At 67.2% G+C, this 15,887-nt stretch carries 14 protein-coding genes; 11 read left to right on the plus strand and 3 right to left on the minus strand.

What is annotated here, in order from left to right; all coding sequences use genetic code 11:
- Positions 1 to 75 precede the first annotated feature (75 nt).
- Complete coding sequence (locus HDA39_RS12430) at positions 76 to 1,326, plus strand: ROK family transcriptional regulator (RefSeq protein WP_184795376.1); 1,251 nt, start codon at positions 76 to 78, stop codon at positions 1,324 to 1,326.
- 137 nt (positions 1,327 to 1,463) lie between these two features.
- Positions 1,464 to 2,537 (plus strand): alpha/beta fold hydrolase, encoded by a 1,074-nt coding sequence (locus tag HDA39_RS12435; protein ID WP_202892973.1) that lies wholly within the window; start codon positions 1,464 to 1,466, stop codon positions 2,535 to 2,537.
- Here the strand turns inward: HDA39_RS12435 and HDA39_RS12440 are convergent.
- Complete coding sequence (locus tag HDA39_RS12440) at positions 2,506 to 3,312, minus strand: MerR family transcriptional regulator (protein WP_184795377.1); 807 nt, start codon at positions 3,310 to 3,312, stop codon at positions 2,506 to 2,508. The genes HDA39_RS12435 and HDA39_RS12440 overlap by 32 nt on opposite strands.
- Before the next feature lie 123 nt (positions 3,313 to 3,435).
- On the opposite strand from HDA39_RS12440, the gene HDA39_RS12445 reads away from it, so the two are divergent.
- The 6 genes from HDA39_RS12445 to HDA39_RS12465 all read left to right on the plus strand — a co-directional run bounded on the left by HDA39_RS12445 (position 3,436) and on the right by HDA39_RS12465 (position 9,127).
- Entirely contained in the window at positions 3,436 to 4,800 is a 1,365-nt protein-coding gene (locus HDA39_RS12445) for an FAD-binding oxidoreductase (protein WP_184795378.1), read from the plus strand.
- A gap of 43 nt (positions 4,801 to 4,843) precedes the next feature.
- A complete protein-coding gene (locus HDA39_RS42280) occupies positions 4,844 to 5,407 on the plus strand; it encodes an alpha/beta fold hydrolase (protein ID WP_238357368.1) in 564 nt (187 codons plus the stop codon).
- Positions 5,293 to 5,856, plus strand: coding sequence for an alpha/beta fold hydrolase (locus tag HDA39_RS12450; protein WP_238356036.1), 564 nt, complete (start codon positions 5,293 to 5,295; stop codon positions 5,854 to 5,856). The genes HDA39_RS42280 and HDA39_RS12450 overlap by 115 nt, the downstream gene beginning before the upstream one ends.
- 88 nt (positions 5,857 to 5,944) lie before the next feature.
- The gene (locus HDA39_RS12455) at positions 5,945 to 6,442 is read left to right on the plus strand and encodes an FBP domain-containing protein (protein ID WP_184795379.1); all 498 of its coding nucleotides are present in this window, start codon (positions 5,945 to 5,947) and stop codon (positions 6,440 to 6,442) included.
- A 41-nt stretch (positions 6,443 to 6,483) separates the two neighbouring features.
- Positions 6,484 to 6,942, plus strand: coding sequence for a MarR family transcriptional regulator (locus tag HDA39_RS12460; RefSeq protein ID WP_184795380.1), 459 nt, complete (start codon positions 6,484 to 6,486; stop codon positions 6,940 to 6,942).
- Between the two features lie 127 nt (positions 6,943 to 7,069).
- Complete coding sequence (locus HDA39_RS12465; protein WP_202892976.1) at positions 7,070 to 9,127, plus strand: MMPL family transporter; 2,058 nt, start codon at positions 7,070 to 7,072, stop codon at positions 9,125 to 9,127.
- A gap of 66 nt (positions 9,128 to 9,193) precedes the next feature.
- Here the strand turns inward: HDA39_RS12465 and HDA39_RS12470 are convergent, their stop codons facing one another.
- A complete protein-coding gene (locus HDA39_RS12470; RefSeq protein WP_202892977.1) occupies positions 9,194 to 9,952 on the minus strand; it encodes a FadR/GntR family transcriptional regulator in 759 nt (252 codons plus the stop codon).
- A 21-nt stretch (positions 9,953 to 9,973) separates the two neighbouring features.
- On the minus strand, positions 9,974 to 11,293 hold the full coding sequence (locus HDA39_RS12475) for an L-fuconate dehydratase (protein WP_184795382.1): 1,320 nt from the start codon (positions 11,291 to 11,293) through the stop codon (positions 9,974 to 9,976).
- Between the two features lie 171 nt (positions 11,294 to 11,464).
- Here HDA39_RS12475 and HDA39_RS12480 point away from each other — a divergent pair, with 171 nt between their 5' ends.
- Genes HDA39_RS12480 through HDA39_RS12490 form a run of 3 tightly spaced genes read left to right on the plus strand, consistent with a single transcriptional unit; the run spans position 11,465 to position 15,873 of the window.
- On the plus strand, positions 11,465 to 13,888 hold the full coding sequence (locus HDA39_RS12480; RefSeq protein WP_184795383.1) for a glycoside hydrolase family 95 protein: 2,424 nt from the start codon (positions 11,465 to 11,467) through the stop codon (positions 13,886 to 13,888).
- Between the two features lie 15 nt (positions 13,889 to 13,903).
- The gene (locus tag HDA39_RS12485; protein ID WP_184795384.1) at positions 13,904 to 14,875 is read left to right on the plus strand and encodes an ABC transporter permease; all 972 of its coding nucleotides are present in this window, start codon (positions 13,904 to 13,906) and stop codon (positions 14,873 to 14,875) included.
- Positions 14,872 to 15,873 (plus strand): carbohydrate ABC transporter permease, encoded by a 1,002-nt coding sequence (locus tag HDA39_RS12490; protein WP_184795385.1) that lies wholly within the window; start codon positions 14,872 to 14,874, stop codon positions 15,871 to 15,873. The genes HDA39_RS12485 and HDA39_RS12490 overlap by 4 nt, the downstream gene beginning before the upstream one ends.
- Positions 15,874 to 15,887: the final 14 nt, after the last annotated feature.

Consider the following 15,887-nt stretch of genomic DNA (forward strand, 5'->3'; position numbering starts at 1 on the left):
TTTAGTAAATTGTTTAAGTGAAGAGCTCAGGCATGAGATGCTGCGCTGACCGCGTCATCCGACAGGAGCAGGCCAATGAACACTCGGGTGCCGACGATGTCGGCCGATCACACCCGGAGCGTGATCCTCGATCACATCCGGGCCGCCGGACGGGTCAGCCGGGTCGAGCTGGCCCGGCTGTCAGGTCTCACCCCGGCGGCCATTTCGATGATCGTCCGCAAGATCATGAGCGACGGGCTCGTCCTCGAAGCGGGGACCGGCGAGGCCACCGGCGGCAAGCGACGCACCCTGCTCGCGATCAACTCGGCCTCGCGGTACGCCGTCGGCGTCTGCCTGGACTACGAGCGTCTCACCTTCGTGGTGACCGATCTGTCCGGTCACCTCGTCGGACGGCTGACGGTCGACGGACCGCGCGACACCGAACCCGAGGACGTCCTGCGCACCATCGGCCGGCAGGTCACGAAGCTGGTCCGCGATCTTCAGGTGGACCCAGCGCGGGTGGTGGGCCTGGGGGTCGCGAGCCCCGGACCGCTGGACAGCCGGCAAGGCATCCTGCTGGGCAGTCAGCCGACGTCGGCCTGGACGGGCCTGCGCCTGCGTGATCGGCTGGAGGCTCTCAGCGGGCTTCCCGTTCTGATCGACAACGACGCCACCTGTGCCGCGCTCGGCGAGCACTGGACCAGCCGCCGCGCAGCCGACGAGAAGGCGGTGACGGCGACCGTCTACATGGCCGACGGCATCGGCTGCGGCATCCTGACCGACGGCCGGGTCTTCCACGGCATGTCCTCGAACGCCGGAGAGATCGGGCACACCTCTCTCGATCTGAACGGCCCGCTCTGCCGCTGCGGCGGACGCGGCTGCGTGGAGCTGTACGCCGGTCCCGCAGCTGTGGTGGGAGCCGCCCGCCGACTACCGGAGCTGGTCAGTGAACTGCAGCTCGACCAGGCCGACGGCAGGAACGACTTCCGGCGGATCGTGAAAGCCGCCGCCCGTGGACACGACCAGTGCCGGCAACTCCTGGAAAAGGCGGCTTCCCACCTCGCCGTCGCCGTGGTCACCCTGACGAACATCCTGGATCTCGACGAGGTGCACCTGTCCGGCCCCGGCTTCACCGATGCCGGCGCGATCTACGCCCGCGTGATCCAGGACGGCCTCGACCAGACCTCGTTCCTGCGCTCCATCCATCCCACTCAGGTGAAGATCTCTCACCTCGGCACCGAGGCCGCGGCGCTGGGGGCGGCCGCCCTGGTCCTGCAACACCACATCACCCCCCACTCGGTCCGCCCCACTCCCCTGGACCGCACCGAGAACGCAGTCGCATCGTAGAGAGCTGTTCAACTTACGAAGTCGGGGTTAGGGCGGGAGTGTGTCGGAGACCCCGGCACTGATCGCCGTCGTTGGTACGGGGGTTCGACGCGCCCCCGTGGCTTGCCGGGCGGCATGATGCAGATCGGCAACACAGCTTGGGTTCCAGCACTGCCGTCGCGAGTGTTGAGAACATGACAACAGCACGAGCCACTTCACGTCGCCGCTCCGGCGTCGCCGCGTTCCTGACAGCGGGCCTGCTGACGGCCCTGATCACCACTGGCTGCTCCCTGGGGACCGCCGACGCCGACAGGACCGGCGTATCTAGTACCGCGGCCGGCGGCTACGACTCGGCCACGCGCAACGACACTCAGTTCAACCGGACGTTCAAGCACGTCTTCAGCCCGGTCGAGGACATCGAAATGCACCATGTCGAAGGTGGAGAGGGCCCGCCGCTGGTCCTGCTCCATGGTTGGCCGCAGTCGTGGTACGGCTTCCGGCCGATCATGGATGAACTGGCGCAGCGGTTCACGGTCTACGCGGTGGACCTGCCAGGTCTTGGTGACTCTCGGGGTGCCCCGTCGTCGTACGACAAGAAGACTCTCGCAAGGTACCTGTCCGGCTGGCTGGACAGACAAGGTCTGCACGGCGTTCGACTCGCTGCTCACGACCTCGGAGCCGGGGTCGCCTACCAGCTCCTCGCGCAGGACCCCGGCGCTGTCAGCCGCTACGTCCACATGGACTATCCGCTGCCGGGACCGACCCTGTCGGCCAAGGACTACTCGACCTTCAGCTGGCATCTGGCCTTCCATTCGCAAGCAGCGATCCCGGAGCTGCTCGTCGATGACGAGGTCCGCGAGTACCTGGCGGCCTTCTATCCCTACGTTGCGCAGGGAGGTCGAGCCTACGGTGGGACGTCCACTGCCTCACCGTTCGACGACGCGCAGATCAACGAGTTCGCCCGGACCTACGAACGTCCTCAGGTGCTGCGCGCGGGGTTCGAGCTCTACCGAACACTGGGTCAGGACGAGACGGACAACCGGCGATCGGGTCCGGTACGAGTACCCACCCTGCTGATGGCAGCACAGGGGTCTATGAAATCGATGCGCGCGGCAACCGATCCGCTGCTTCCCAACGTCAGCCGCGCCGTGGAGGTGCCAGGTGCTGGACACTGGCTACCGGAGGAGAACCCGCAGGCGGTCACCCGCGCGCTGACTGATTTTCTGCGCTGAGCGACAGCGGTTCGCCGGGCAAGGTCGGCGATGTCTCGGGCGTCGCGTGTGAGGTCGCCTCCTGCAGCCGGGTGCAGCGGCGCAGGACCTCGAACTGTGCTGGGTTGTACAGCTCCGCGACTGCCGCCGAGATGGCTTGGGCACAGCGCACAGGTCCAACCGGGGACTCGGAGGTCAGGTCCCGCAACGCCGGATAAGCAACGTACAACTCGTGCCTGTGAGCAAGCAGTCGAGCGGCCAGGTCATCGAGGGTCGCCTCGTCGACATCGGCACGCAACGACTCGAACTCACGCAGGAGAGGGTCGTCGCGCTTGGCCCGAAGCATGCTCACGTACGCGTCCAGCACCGGGGCTGACACCACTTGCGCGATGACCACGAGGAAGGCGCTGTCAGCATCGGTCGATGCCTCGTCGGCGACAGTCACCAGCCCCGCGGGCGTGCTCGGGTCGGTGTCGGGTGAGACAAGGAGCTGGGCCAACTCCACACGAGCCTGCTGCAGCCGGCCGATGGAGTCCGCCAGCTGGGCGTCCACACTGCGCAGCAACGTCGCTGTGTCGTCGTCGGACGCAGTCATCGTGGCGATCTGGGCCAACGAGAATCCCAGCTCGGTCAGTCGTCGGATCCTCAGCAGCCGCACCAGATGACGTACGCCGTACTGCTTGTAACCGTTGGTTCCCCGCGCGGGGGCCTCCAGCAGCCCGATGTCGTGGTAGTGCCGCACCGTGCGCAGGCTGGTACCCGCCAACTCGCCAACCTCTCGTGTGCTCCAGGACATGTTCCCAGTACACCGCGATACCGGCTGAGCCACCAACGGCGTAGATCACCAGGACTTGAGTGTGCCGTTACGTCATGGTGTTCCGTCCTCTTGTCGAATTGCCCCCGCACGAGAGGACGTTCCATGCGGTCTGCAGATGCAACCGGTTCACTGGTCCACCTCGTTGAGCAGCGTCTTGGTGCGCAGCGGGTATTCACGCAGGGACATTCCGCCTACGCCGAAGCAGTGCAGGTCTGGAACGAGGCCGTCACGGCACGGCCGGCTGTCGTCGTACGGCCACGCAACGCGGTCCAGACCGCAGCAGCGATCACCGCCGCGGTCGAGTGTGGGGTCGGGGTCTCCGTGCGTGGTGGTGGCCACGACTTCGCCGGCCGGGCGTTGCGCGAGGGCGGTCTGGTGATCGACCTGGGTGACATGCGCGAGGTGTGGGTCGCCGACGGGGAGGCCGTGGCCGGGGGCGGGGCTCGCGCTGCCGATGTCGTGGCGGCGGCAGCGCCGTACGGCCTGAACGTCGCCACCGGCACTGCGGGAGTGGTCGGCATGGCCGGGCTCACCCTGGGCGGCGGGTACGGCCCACTGCTGGGGACTGCCGGCCTGGCGGCGGACAACCTGCTGTCCGCCGAGGTCGTCCTGGCCGACGGCCGGATCGTGTCGACCGACGACGACCCGGAACTGTTGTGGGCGTTGCGTGGCGGTGGCGGCAACTTCGGTGTCGTCACCGAGATGGGGATCCGTCTGCACCCTGATCGCGGACTGGTCGGCGGCCTGGTGTTGTTCCCCTGGAGCGACGCGAGCGACGTCCTGGCCCGCTACACCGACCTGATCGCCGGCGCACCCGACGGTCTGACCTTGTTGATGGAGCTGACGGTCGTTCCCGAGGTCGGGCCGTGCCTGCTCGCGGTGCCGGTCTGGTCGGGAGAGCGACACCAGGCCGACGCCGCCCTCGACCGGGTACTGCGACTGGGCACCCCGTTGTCGAGCACCCTGGGGCCGGCATCCCAGCGGGACCTCCTGGAGCAGTTCGACCAGCAGGTGCCGGCAGGAATGCACTGGGACCTGCGGACACGCTCGGTGGCGACGCTGACCCCCGACATCATCGACATCCTGATCGCTGCCGCGGATCGGCGTCCGGGCCCGGGAGCAGGCATCGGGGTGCGGCAGTTCCATGGCGCCGCCACCCGCGTCGGCGCTGACCAGACCGCCTTCGGTCGGCGCAGCGCTCACGTCGTCCTCGAGATCTCGGGCGGACGACCCGCGCACGAGGACCCCGACGCCTACCGGGCCTGGGTCGAGGACGTCAGCTCGAACTTGGCGCCGCACGCGCTTCCCGGTGGCTATCCCAACTTCCTCACCCCCGACCAGCAGGACCAGGTCGCGCACGCCTACGGGCAGAACACGGCCCGGTTGCTGGACCTCAAACGTGCGTACGACCCCGGCGGCGTGTTCACGGCCACCCCACTGCCCGACAGACAAGAAAGGCACCTATGAAACCTTTGTGCTGAAGGCATTCACAGCCGTCGTAGGTACGACGTTGATGGTGGTGGTGAGTTCCTGTAGCCAGCCTGCAGCTGCCCCTGCCGAGGAGTCGAAAGACGCGTCGCCACAGCTCGAGCGCTTCTACAACCAGGACCTGTCGTTCGGGTCGTGCGCGGACTACGCGCCCAACGTCGACGACGACAAGATCTTCGTTGACCCGGCCGAGTGCGCCCGCCTCACCGTGCCGCTCGACTACGACAAACCCGACGGCAAGACCGCCCAGGTGGCTGTACTGCGGGTGCCGGCCTCAGGTGGCCGCGACGAGCGCATCGGCTCCCTCGTGGTCAATCCCGGCGGCCCAGGAGGGCCGGGCATGGCACAGGCGGCCATCACCTCGATCCTGCTCAAGAAGTCGCCGGTCGTGGACCGTTTCGACATCGTCGGATTCGACCCGCGTGGTGTGGGCAGAGCTACGGCACCCGGCTCGGCGCGGTCTACGCCGAGATGTTCCCCGACAAGGTCCGCGCCATGGTCCTCGACGGAGCTGCCGATCCTCGCCAGGACGGTGCCACCCGTCGGCTCAGCCAGCAGAAAGCGTCCCAGCGCTCCTTCGAACTGATGGTCGCCTCATGCGTCAAGCTGGCCGGTTGCCCCCTCGGCACCGACCCGAGCCAGGCCGGCGCCGCCTTCCAGCAGCTCGTCCGTCCCCTCATCGACAAGCCGGTACCGGCGGGCAAGAACCGGACGCTCAACTTCAACCAAGCCACTGGCGGGATCACCGCCGGGCTCTACATGGCCTCCGAATGGCCGAAGATCATCACCGGGATTCGCCGGCTCGCCAAAGAGCGACGCGGCGACAAGCTGCTCGCGATCTACGACACTTTCGCCGGCCGGACTGCCGACGGCAAGTGGCGCAACTACCTCGACGCGAACTTCGCCATCAACTGCAACGACGAACAAGCCCGCACCCCTGAGCAGGAAACCAATCATCGCCATGAGCGGCGCCAGCCCCTGCGTCAACGACATCTTCGCCAAGTACCTGATCGACCTCGAGGTCCCCACCCCTGACCAGCGCTGCACTCTCTGATGTCAAGACCCCTCTGACTAAGTGCATAAGTCGTTTGCCTAACCATAATAGGAGAGCTAGTTTCGAGAGATGCAACCGATCACCGAGAGCCAGATTCGCGGCTCCTTCGTCAACTGCTCCCAGGGCGAGGCGAAGCGGCTGACCGTGCCCAAAGACCTGGAAGAGCAGCCCTGGGACCAGCTCGACTTCCTGGGCTGGTGCGATCCCGGCGCCCCCGACCGTGGCTATCTGGTGGCCGAGCGAGACGGAAAGCTCATCGGCATCACGCTGAAAGCGGCCAAGAGCGCTGGTCGGGGCTTCACGTCCCGCAGTATGTGCTCGCTGTGCATGACGACGCGTACCGGCGGCGGCGTGGTTCTGATGGCCGCGCGCCGGTCAGGCGCTGCGGGACGACAGGGCAACACCGTGGGGCAGTACCTCTGCACCGACCTGGCCTGCTCCTTGTACATCAGGGGCAAGAAGCAGGCGGCCACCGAGCCTGGATTGGACGAGACCCTTTCGGTGGAGGAGAAGACCATCCGCCTGACGAACAACCTGACGCTGTTCGTCGACAAGGTGCTCCGGTAAGCCAGGCTCACGACCGAGGCGCCTCCTGATACCGTCCAGCAGTGGGCGACCTGCAGTGGACGGCGGATGACCTTGCCGGCTTGCCGGCCTGGACCTTGGTGCAGGCGTACCACTCGGTCGCCCAGGGTTTTCACGCTCTCTTCGCCGAGCAACGGCTGACGCCGGTGCAGTTCGGCGTACTGGCTCAACTTGCTGTCACCCCGGGCCTGACGCAGGCCGAGTTAGCCCGCCGGGTTCTCATCCGTCCTCAGAGCATGGGCGAGTTGATCGGTTCACTGGTCGAGCGGGGTCTGCTCCTTCGCCAGGGTCCGGGCGGGCGCGGGCGACCTGTGCCGGTGACCCTGACAGAGCAAGGGCAAGCGGTACTCGAGCAGGCAGGCTCCGCAGTACGGGCCTTCAACCAGCCGGAAGCACTCGGCATGACGGCGGGCGAAGCGCACCAACTCAACGAGCTGCTGCACAAGCTGATCGCCTCGAGGCGCGATCCGGGGCTTGCATAAGTTCTGCGGAGGCCACGGCCTGCCGATGTACGCTCATGAATCAGGTTCCTTATTCTGAGGCGGGTTCGTCATGCGGCGTTGGACGGCAGGGGTGTTACGGCTGCGATGGCTGATTGTCGTGGGGTGGGTGGCTCTGGCTGTCGTCGGTGGCGTTCTGGCGCCGACGACGATCGATCGGCTGAGTTACGACTTCGGACTGCCAGGACAGCCGGCCTACGAGACCAATGAGCGCATCCTGGCCGAGTTCGACAACGGTGGCGTGATCGACCCGCTGGCGGTGGTGGCATCCGTTCCGGCTCCTTCGTCCGTCGACGACGAGCAGGTGCGCTCGCAGTTCGCTGCGGCACTCGACCGCCTGCCGGAGGGCTGGCGGGTCGTGTCCTTCCTCGACGCCGAAGATCCGGAGGTGGCCAAGTCCCTGACCAGTCCAGATCGCCGGACGACGGTGGCCCTGGTGTACCCACCGGTCCTGCCCGGCGCGGCGGCGTACGAGACGGCTCTTCCTCAGTTGACCTCGACGATGGCGAGCACCCAGGTCGCCGGTCAGCCGTTGCAGGTGACCGGAGTCGAAGCGCTCCGCGAGGGCGGTGGCGGCTCCGATCGGCCGATCATCGTCGAGATCGCCTTCGGCGCCGGCGGCGCGATGATCGTGCTCGCGCTGGTGTTCGGATCGCTCCTCGCGATCGTCCCGCTGCTGATGGCGGCGGCCGCGATCAGTACGACGTTCCTGCTCATTCTGGGGCTGTCGGCAACTACCGATGTCTCGTTCATCGTGCAGTACCTCGTCGGCCTGATCGGGCTCGGCGTGGCGATCGACTACACCTTGCTGATCGTCATGCGCTGGCGAGAGGAACGCGCCGCGGGTGCGGACAACGGGGAGGCAGTAGCGACCGCGATGACGACCGCTGGTCGGGCCGTCATGTTCAGCGGCGTCACCGTCGCCGTCTCCCTGCTCGCGCTGGTCGTCGTACCGGTGCCGTTCCTGCGCAGCGTGGGGTTCGGCGGCCTGCTGATCCCTTTGGTCAGTGTCGCCATCGCGATGACACTTCTGCCGGTGATCCTCGCGACGATCGGACCGCGTCTGGAGTGGCCGCGTCGCAAGCGGCACCACGCGGACAGCCGGCTGTGGAGACGAATCGGTGGTCTGGTCGTCAAGCACCGCATCGTCGCGGCCCTCTTGGCGACCGCCGTGCTTGCCGCGATGTTCGCGCCGGCCCTTGGTCTTCGGCTCGGCTCACCGGAACTGACCGCGATCTCCGCAGGCGCTGATCCCGCTGCCAAGGCCTACCGGACCGCGACCGACGCCGGCATCAGCGCGGGGATCTTCCGGCCGGTGGAGATCCTCACCGCGGACGCCGCAGTCCTCGACACAGTCGGAGCCGTCGACGGAGTCGCGGCCGTGGCCGCGCCGGAGGCACCACAGTGGCGTCGCGGCAATCAGCAACTCGCGGCGGTCCTCCTGACCAACGATCCCTCGACACCAGCAGGCCGCGAGACCGTCGACCGTATCCGTGCGGCCGCACCGGAGACCACTGTTGGCGGTAGCGCCGCGGAGGACGCGGACTCGGTGACTGCGATCTACGGCAACGTCGGCTGGGTGCTCTTCCTGGTGGTCGTCGTCACCGTTCTGCTCCTGGCCCGGGCCCTACGCTCGGTGTGGCTGCCGATCAAGGCTCTCGTCCAGAACGTGGTGTCGATCGGCGCGGCGTACGGCCTGACGGTGCTGATCTGGCAGCAGGGTTTCGGAGCACAAGCGCTGTTCGGTGCCGAAGCCAGTGGCACGATCACCTTCTGGGTGCCGCTGGCTGCTTTCTCCTTCCTGTTCGGCCTGTCGATGGACTACGAACTCTTCATCCTGTCGAGGATCAAGGAAGAGCACGACGCGGGCCTGTCGACAGCGGAAGCGACCGTCGCGGGCCTCAGCTACACCGGGCGCCTGGTCAGTTCGGCCGCCCTGATCCTCTTCCTGGCCTTCGTGGCGCTGTCCACGGTGCCGGTGATCGATGTGAAGATCTTCGCGACCACCCTGGCCCTCGGGATCGCCCTCGACGCCACCATCGTCCGCAGCGTCCTCACCCCTGCCCTCGTCGCCTGGTTCGGAGACCTCAACTGGTGGTGGCCCCGCCGCAAGGACCGGCCCGAACTCGCCCACAAGGAGGAAACACGGGGAAGCAACACCCCGTGACCCGCCCTTCCTGGTGACACACTTCGCCACTGTCCTGGCCTGCCTCCGCGATCTCTGCCCGCCGGCTCAGACGGGCTCACGGAGATCCGGCAGTGGCTCCGGGCTCAGGGCCTCCGGGGACGGGTTGCGGGTGTGCAGGTAGTCCTCCACGGCGAACAGGTGGGCGGCCATCCGCACTCTGGCGCGGTCGGGATCGTGGGCGGCGAGGGCCTCCAGTACGGCGCGGTGCTCGCCGTGGGTGGCTTCGTCGGCGCCCTCCTGGTTGATCGACCGCCAGAGGCGCAACCGAATCGTCCTGGTGCCCAGAGCGTCGATGAGAGCGACCAGGACAGGATTGCCGGACGCCTCCGCGATCAGGTGATGGAACGCGATGTCGGCCTCGAGCACGGCCTCGTGGTCGGGCTCGTCCTGCGACAACTGTTCCTCGGAACGGCGCAGGATCGCGTCCGCCCGGCGCAGCGCGTTCTCGTCGATCTGCACCGCGGCGAGCGCGGCCGCCTCGGTCTCGAGGACCCGTCGTACGGTGTGCAGGTAGGCCGCGCCGGCGCGATCCTGCAGATCGACCACGAAGCCCATCGGAGCCAGCAGCAACGAAGAGTCGAGAGCGGTCACGAAGGTGCCGGCGCCTTGCCGGGTCTCCAGCACACCCATGATCGACAAGGCCCGGACCCCCTCGCGCAGTGAGCCGCGCGAGACGCCGAACTCCTCGGCGAGGTCCTTCTCGATCGGCAGCTTGTCGCCCGCCTTCAGCCGGCCGTCCACGATGATCTTCTTGATGCCCTGCACCACGACATCGGTCTGCGACATCCCCGGCGTACTCGTCATCGGCCCATCATCTCCCCGAGGTCACGCCACGACCGCCGCCCGCTGTCCACCGCTCCAGTACCGGCCACCGGGGAACTCGAACTCGGCCAGCGAGCTCGCCCGGAGCTCAGCACTGTAACCAGGTGCGGTCGGCAGCACGTACGCGCCCGCGCGGACGACACACGCGTCGACGAAGTGTTCGTGCAGGTGGTCGACGTACTCCGTGACGCGGTTGTCGAGTGAGGCGGACACGGCCACGTAGTCGAAGACCGACAGGTGCTGGACCAGCTCGCAGAGCCCTACGCCACCGGCGTGCGGACACACCGGTACGCCGAACTTCGCGGCCATCAGATAGACGGCGAGCACCTCGTTCACGCTGCCCAGCCGGGCCGCGTCGAGCTGGCAGTAGTCGAGCGCCTCGGCCTGGAACATCTGCTTGAACAGCACCCGGTTCATGCCGTGCTCGCCGCTGGCCACCCCGACCGGTGCCACCGCCTTGCGGATCGCCGCATGACCGAGCACGTCGTCCGGGCTGGTCGGCTCCTCGATCCACAGCGGGTCGAAGGAAGCCAGGTGGCCGACCCACTCGATCGCCTCGGGCACGTCCCACACCTGGTTCGCGTCGATCATCAGGTGTCCTTCGGGACCGATCACCTCGCGGGCAATGCCGCAGCGCCTGATGTCGTCGGCCAGATCGGCGCCCACCTTCAACTTGACGTGCCGGTAGCCGGCGGCAACGGCCTCCTCGCAGAGGCGCCGCAACTTGTCGTCGGAGTATCCCAACCACCCCGCGGACGTCGTGTAGCAGGGATATCCGCTCTGCTCGAGCTCCGCGATCCGCTCCGCGCGGCCCTCCTGGCGGGCCGCGAGCAGCTCGATCGCCTCGTCGCGAGTCAGCACGTCCGACAGGTACCGCAGGTCAGCCGCGTCGACCAGCTCCGTCGGGCTCAGGTCCGACAGAAACCGCCACAACGGCTTGCCGGCCCGGCGAGCGGCCAGGTCCCAAGCAGCGTTCATGACAGCGGCCAGCGCCAGATGGACCACGCCCTTGTCCGGGCCGAGCCACCGCAGTTGCGAGTCGGACTGCAGGTCGCGATAGACCCCGCCGAGATCCGCGGCCAACTCGTCGACGTCACGGCCCACCAAGGGCCGGGCCCGTTGCTCGGCCGCCGCGACACACAGGTCGTTGCCGCGTCCGATCGTGAACGTGAATCCGTGGCCGCGCAGCTCCGGGTCGTCGGTGTGCAGGACGACGTAGGCAGCCGAGTAGTCACCGTCCTTGTTCATCGCGTCGGACCCGTCTGCGGTCAGCGAGGTGGGAAAGCGGACGTCGACGACGTCGACCGAGGTGATACGGGTCATGAGGGTCTCCTCGTACGCCGGGCGGAAGGTCAGCGTACGCCAGACGAACCCGGAATTCAGCTGATGTTTGGACCACCAGTGACCGGAATCGGACATAGACGCGCGCTCGACAGGCAGCTATGGTCCCAATATTCATCCGATCATTCACCGCCCTGAAGGAGTCTGACGCGCATGCAGCAGCTCAGTGAGACGCCCTCGGGCCGAGCTCGCACCGGCCCCTCCGAAACCGTGCTGCGCTACGACTCGCCGGCCGGCAACTGGCTCGAGGCAATGCCGCTCGGCAACGGGCGGATCGCGACGATGTGCTTCGGCGGGGTCGGAACCGATCGGCTGGCGCTGAACGACGAGACGTGCTGGTCCGGCAGCCCGGAGAGCTCGCGAGCACTCGGGACCGCGGCCGGTGAGATCGGCGCCGGCGTCGTCGAGCGGATCCGCGCCGCGGTGGCCGAAGGCGATGTCCGCACGGCCGAGACCTTGGCCCGCTCGCTGCAGGCCGGACACTCCCAGGCCTTCCTTCCGCTCGGTGATCTGCTGCTCGACGTCCGGGTCAACGGCAGGCTTCCCTTGCCGGCGGAGGTGGTGGACTATCGCCGCGCTCTGGACCTCGACACGGCAACGGCGACGTCGTCGTACGAGTACGACGGTGTCGTGGTCCGGCAGGAAGCCTTCGTCAGTGCACCGGCCGGCGTACTGGTGGTACGGCTGATCGGGTCACAACCGGGATCACTGACGCTGACCGCGCGACTGACCTCGCAACTCCAGCACTGGACGGCTGCCACTGGTTCCAGCGGGCTCGGGTTACTGGCGCGATGCCCCGCCAACGTCAGCCCACCGCACGTGAACGACCCGGATCCGATCCGGTACGCCGACGGACCGGCGGCCGGAATGGCCGCCGCGGCCGTCCTCCGGATCCGTTCCGACGGCACGCTCGAGGCCGCCGACGACAAGCTCGAGGTCGTCGACGCCACGGAGATCGTTCTGGTGCTGGCCACCGACACCGGCTACGCGGGTTGGGACGTCACACCGACCCGTACGCCGGAAGCATGCCGCGACTCAGCGGACGAACGAGCGGCCGCAGCACTGGCCCGCGAGCACGAGGATCTTCGGCAGGAGCACCTGGACGACCACCAACGTCTGTTCCGATCCTGTCGCTTGGACCTTCCCACCGATCCAGCCGTGTACGACCTCCCGACAGTCGAACGGCTACGACGCGCGTCCACCGCGGACGACGCAGGTCTCGCGGCTCTGCTGTTCAACTACGGGCGCTACCTGCTGATCAGCAGCTCCCGCCCGGGCGGTCTGCCGGCGACGCTTCAGGGCATCTGGAACGAAGAACTGCGGCCACCGTGGAGCTCCAACTACACGGTGAACATCAACACCGAGATGAACTACTGGCCCGCCGAGACGACCGGGCTGTCGGAGTGTCACGAGCCGCTGCTTCGCTACGTCGAGTCGCTCGCCGCGTCCGGACTGGTCACCGCCCGAGAGCGGTACGGATGCGGCGGCTGGACGGCCCACCACAACGCCGACGCCTGGGCCTGGAGCATCCCGGTCGACGGTGACCCGAAGTGGTCGAACTGGCCGATGGCCGGTGCGTGGCTTTGCCGGCATCTGTGGGAGCACTACCTCTTCACCGAGGACCAGGAGTTCCTCCGTCGGGCCTGGCCGGTCCTGCGCGGGGCCGCCGAGTTCGGCCTGGACTGGCTGGTCGAGTTGCCGGACGGAACGCTCGGTACGTCGCCGTCCACCTCGCCCGAGAACGACTTCGTCGGACCGGACGGTGCGCCCGCTTCCGTGACGACCTCGGCGACGATGGACCTGGCGCTCATCTCCGACCTGTTCGGCATCTGTCGTGAAACCGCCGACCTGCTCGGAGTGGACGAGCCGTTCGTCGAGCGGATCACCGCTGCCCGCCGGCGGATCCCCGAGCCTCCGATCCACAGCTCGGGCCAGCTCGGCGAGTGGGCCACTGAGCACGAGGAGATCGATCCGCACCACCGCCATGTCTCGCACCTGGTCGGTCTCTTTCCCGGCGACTCGATCACTCCCGACGGCACCGCCGATCTCGCGGCCGCCGCGACCCGCAGTCTCGACCTGCGCGGCGATCGCGCGACCGGCTGGTCGCTGGCCTGGAAGGTCTGCCTTCGCGCCCGTCTCCGCGACGGTAGCGCTGCCCACCGGCTACTCCAGGAACTCCTCACCCTGACCGACGGCACCGGCAGCGACTACACCGGCGACGGCGCGGGGGTCTACGCGAACCTGCTCTGCGCGCACCCGCCGTTCCAGATCGACGGAAACTTCGGCGCGACGGCAGGGATCGCCGAGATGCTGCTGCAGAGCCACACCGGCGAGCTGGAGATCCTGCCGGCCTTGCCGACCGCCTGGACCACCGGCAGCGTCTCCGGCCTCAGAGGCCGCGGCGGAATCGGCGTCGACCTCGCGTGGTCCCCCGCCGAGGGCGTTGTCGTCGACGTCACGGCCGACCGCGACCGCGCGGTGGTGATCCGGATCGGCGCGGAGAAGATCGCCGTGGACCTGATCGGCGGCAAACCCTTTCGACTCGACCGCCCGTTGCCGTCGGCCCCAGTCGGCTGAGCCGAGGAGATCCTCATGCACACCCTGCAACCACCGGCCCCGGTCACGACGGCCAAACCCCGCGGCAGGCAGCGCCCGAAGCTCTCGCTCCGCAGGAGTCTGCGCAGGCACTGGCAGCTGTACCTGCTGATCATCCCGCCGATGGTGTACTTCCTGGTCTTCAAGTACATCCCGATGTCCAACGCGGTGCTCGCGTTCAAGAACTACAACGTCGTCCAGGGCATCTGGGGCAGTGACTGGGTCGGCTGGCTGAACTTCGAGGCGTTCTTCAGCAATCCGGTGTTCTGGTCCCTGGTGAAGAACACCTTCCTGCTGTCGTTCTACACCGTCATCGCCAGCTTCCCGATCGCCGTCATCCTGGCGCTGGCGCTGAACGAGGTCCGCCAGGGCTTCTTCCGCAAGACCGTCCAGCTGGTCACCTACGCGCCGTACTTCATCTCCACCGTCGTCGTCGTGTCGATGATCATCCTGATGCTGTCGCCACGCCTGGGCATCATCAGCCGCGGTCTCGGCTTCTTCGGCGTGGACCAGCCCGACCTGCTGGGCAATCCGGACTACTTCCGGCACATCTACGTGTGGTCGGACGTCTGGCAGACCGCCGGCTACTCGGCGGTGATCTACCTGGCGGCGCTGGCCGGGATCGACCAGTCCCTGTACGAGGCGGCCAAGGTCGACGGCGCGTCGCGGATCCGCAAGATCATCCACGTCGACCTGCCCGGCATCATGCCGACCGCGGTGATCATCCTGGTCCTTGCTGTCGGCAACATCATGGCGATCGGGTTCGAGAAGGCCTTCCTGCTGCAGAACAACCTCAATCTCGGTCAGTCCGAGATCATCGCGACCTACGTCTACAAGACCGGACTGCTCAACGCCGACTTCAGCCTGGCCACCGCGGTCGGGTTGTTCAACTCGGTGATCAACCTGCTGCTGCTGGTCTTCGTCAACATGATCGCCAAGCGGGTCACCGGGAACGGACTGTGGTCATGAGCCAGCGCACCGAAGAACGACTGCCCGACGGGTCCCCCACCACCGGGCCTGGTGCCCCCACCCGACGGTTGACCCGGCGGGAGCGCAAGCGGCGCGACAACGCCGAGGAACGCACCAGGATCAAGGAACCCCGGTCCGACCGCATCTTCCTGTTCTTCGTCTACCTGTTGCTGGCGGTGTTCCTGGCCATCGTCGCGCTGCCGTTGATCTACATCCTGGCCAGCTCGTTCAGCAGCCCCGAAGCGGTCTCGGCCGGCCGGGTGACGCTGTGGCCGGTCGACTTCTCGCTGCGGGGGTACGAAGCCGTCCTGGGCAACTCCCAGGTCATCCAGGGCTACGTCAACTCGCTGATCTACACGGTCGCCGGCACCGTGGTCAGTGTCGTCCTGACGATCGCGATCGCCTACCCGCTGTCGCGCCGGACGTTTGCCGGCCGCAACGTTTTCATGAGCGTCATCCTGTTCACCATGCTGTTCACCGGAGGACTGGTCCCGACCTACCTGGTGGTGCAGTCGCTGGGCATGCTCGACACCCGCTGGGCGCTGATCATCCCGCAGGCCGTCGGGGTGTGGCAGGTGATCATCGCCCGGACCTACTTCCGGACCGCGATCCCCGACGAGCTGGAGGAAGCGGCACAGCTGGACGGCTGCAGCGACCTGAGGTTCCTCTGGTCGATCGTCATCCCGCTGGCCAAGCCGATGATCGCGGTGGTCGCGCTGATGTACGCGATCCTGCAGTGGAACTCCTACTTCGACGCCCTGATCTACCTGAAGAGCCCCGACCTGTTCCCGCTCCAACTGGTCCTGCGCAACATCCTGATCCTGAACACCTACAGCGGTGGCGGGCAGGACGCCTCGGTGGTGATGGAACGCCAGCAGCTCGCCGACCTGCTGAAGTACTCGCTGATCGTCGTCGCAAGCGTCCCCGTCCTGGTGATCTATCCCTTCGTGGCCAGGTTCTTCACCAAGGGAATCATGATCGGCGCCGTCAAGGGATGACACCTCTCACAGAA

Origin of the sequence: Kribbella italica, assembly GCF_014205135.1 — a bacterium.
In the GTDB taxonomy this organism is placed as follows: domain Bacteria; phylum Actinomycetota; class Actinomycetes; order Propionibacteriales; family Kribbellaceae; genus Kribbella; species Kribbella italica.